Genomic DNA, 2,795 nt, shown 5'->3' with positions numbered 1-2,795 from the left:
GCTTTGCCGCCTTTGGTGAAGGTGGACGATGCGGTCTTGGCAGCGACGTTCGGTACGACGCTGGCAACGAAACGCACGACTGCGGAAACACTTAAGAAAGGCGAGTCGACCGATACACTGGTCATCGAACCATTCGCAAATCCGTTCCGGGTCTATCCGTTGGTTGAGGATTATGCCGGCTTCAAAGAATTGTTGGCTCACGAAGAGATCGACTGCTACATCATCAATACCGGGTTTTTCATGGGAAAAAAAATACCGAAGGAAGTGTCTTTAGGCGTCATCGAAAGTGTCGTTGATGGCACAGCAGCATTCGTGCCATTCGGTGCTGCACCGCATCTCAGCTATCTGCCGGTGGAAGGCTTCAATCCCGATTTTGAAGACAAAGACTATACGAAGTTGGTGAGAAGACGCATGCAGCTGCGGGAAGATTTCTTGGAAGAATTCAATGCTGTCCATCCGAGCATGCCATTGCCTGATGAATCCATCCAAGCATTGCAAAATATCATTGATGCTTTTTAAGTTTCAATGGGAAAGAATCCGGTGGGGAGCCTCCGGATTCTTTTTTGCTTTTTATCCAAACAAAAGTGAGAAAGAGTTGCCAATCTGAGGCGGCGTCTTGTCATAAAGGCTTTAGATTGGTATAATTTTCAAGTGAACGAATGGACGTCAGAGAAAGTGAGCAACGATAATGAACTTAGAAGAGATGAAGCAACGACAAAAAAAGATAAGAAATTTTTCCATCATTGCCCATATTGACCATGGGAAATCCACATTGGCGGATAGAATTCTCCAAATGACTGATACAGTCGCCGATCGTGATATGCAAGCACAATTATTGGATTCCATGGACCTCGAAAGAGAACGAGGCATCACCATAAAACTAAACGCCGTCGAATTGACTTACAGAGCCGACGACGGAGAAGATTACATCTTCCATCTGATCGACACACCGGGACACGTCGACTTTACGTATGAAGTATCCCGCAGTTTGGCAGCCTGCGAAGGGGCTATTCTGGTAGTGGATGCGGCGCAAGGGGTTGAAGCACAAACCCTCGCCAACGTTTATTTGGCTTTGGACAACAACCTGGAAATCGTGCCTGTCATCAATAAAATCGATTTGCCTGCCGCAGATCCTGAACGCGTCAGGGCTGAGGTTGAGGATGTCATCGGCATCGATGCCAGCGATGCGGTTTTGGCGAGCGCGAAAATCGGCTTGGGCATCCCTGAGCTGTTGGAACAGATCGTCGCAAAAATCCCGGCTCCGGAAGGTGATCTGGAAGCACCTTTGCAAGCCTTGGTTTTTGACTCGATCTATGACCCATACCGGGGAGTCGTACTGAATATCCGGATCAAAAATGGTGTGGTCCGCCCAGGCGACATGATCAGATTCATGGCGAACGGTAAAGAGTACGAAGTCATCGAAGTAGGGATTTTCTCTCCGAAACCGATCAAGCGCGACTTTTTGATGGTCGGGGACGTCGGCTATTTGACTGCCGGCATCAAAACGATCCAAGATACACAGGTCGGTGACACAATCACGTTGGCGAACAATCCTGCCAGCGAAGCCTTGGCCGGCTACCGCAAAATGAACCCGATGGTATACTGCGGTATTTACCCAGTTGATGCATCGGACTTCAATGACTTGCGCGAAGCTTTGGAAAAACTGCAATTGAACGATGCTTCCTTGCAGTTCGAGGCGGAATCATCGCAAGCGTTAGGCTTCGGTTTCCGTACCGGATTTTTGGGCATGCTGCACATGGACGTCATCCAGGAACGGATCGAGCGCGAATTCGATCTGGATATCATCACGACAGCACCATCTGTTATTTATCGCGTCAACAAAACCGATGGCGAATTTTTGGAAATCGACAACCCTTCGGAAATGCCCGATGCGACAACCATCGAAAGCATCGAAGAACCGTATGTCAAAGCAAGCATGATGGTGCCGAATGATTATGTCGGTGCCGTCATGGATATCGCCCAGAAGAAACGCGGCAATTTCATTACGATGGATTATTTGGATGATTTCCGCGTCAATGTCGTCTATGAAATGCCCCTGTCAGAAATCATCTTTGATTTCTTCGACAGATTGAAATCAAGCACGAAGGGTTACGCTTCACTTGATTATGAATTGATCGGCTACCGCCCAAGCAAACTGGTCAAGATGGATATCCTCTTGAACGGGGAAGCTGTCGATGCCTTGAGTTTGATCGTGCATCGCGATTTCGCCTATGCCCGCGGAAAGATAATCACAGAAAAACTGCGCGGCTTGATTCCACGCCAACAGTTCGAAGTTCCGATCCAAGCGACGATCGGCAACAAGATCCTGGCACGGACTACAATCAAAGCTTTGCGCAAAAACGTACTGGCTAAATGTTACGGCGGGGATATTTCCCGTAAACGCAAATTGCTTGATAAACAAAAAGAAGGTAAGAAGCGGATGAAGCAAGTCGGATCTGTCGAGGTTCCACAAGAAGCCTTCATGGCCGTTCTGAAGATGGACGAGGACTAAAAAGCTTCTCGCACAAACGTTTATAATAATCAATAATGCAACAAATAATAAAACTCCCTACCAAATCCACCGCCGGAAAAAAGCGTTGGATTTGGTAGGGAGTTTTTTTGTCTATTCAGCAATCTGATCAAAGAGAACAATGATGTATTTTTTGAATTTACAAATTAAAAAAATACAAAAAAGACCGGTTAATTCAACTCGTTCTGGAATATTTTTTAATAATATTAGGAATCTCCATAAAAAATAATTATAGGTGACAGCAACCAAAAGTCTTATCCAATTC

1 protein-coding gene and 1 pseudogene are annotated in these 2,795 nt (G+C 46.4%); both read left to right on the top strand.

Annotation, left to right across the window (positions count from 1 at the left end; all coding sequences use genetic code 11):
• Positions 1-519 (top strand): annotated as a pseudogene (locus WBV27_RS09160) (phosphoenolpyruvate carboxykinase (ATP)); the annotation flags it as partial.
• Between the two features lie 169 nt (positions 520-688).
• Positions 689-2,512 (top strand): translation elongation factor 4, encoded by a 1,824-nt coding sequence (lepA, locus tag WBV27_RS09155; protein ID WP_424201393.1) that lies wholly within the window; start codon positions 689-691, stop codon positions 2,510-2,512.
• Positions 2,513-2,795 lie beyond the last annotated feature (283 nt).

This window comes from Trichococcus sp., from assembly GCF_049589555.1.
In the GTDB taxonomy this organism is placed as follows: Bacteria; Bacillota; Bacilli; order Lactobacillales; family Aerococcaceae; genus Trichococcus.
This window is presented reverse-complemented; position numbering and strand designations above follow the sequence as displayed.

Bases quoted from the DNA above. Each gene is read 5' to 3' on its own strand.
- lepA (WP_424201393.1), top strand. From the start codon at position 689: ATGAACTTAGAAGAGATGAAGCAACGACAAAAAAAGATAAGAAATTTT.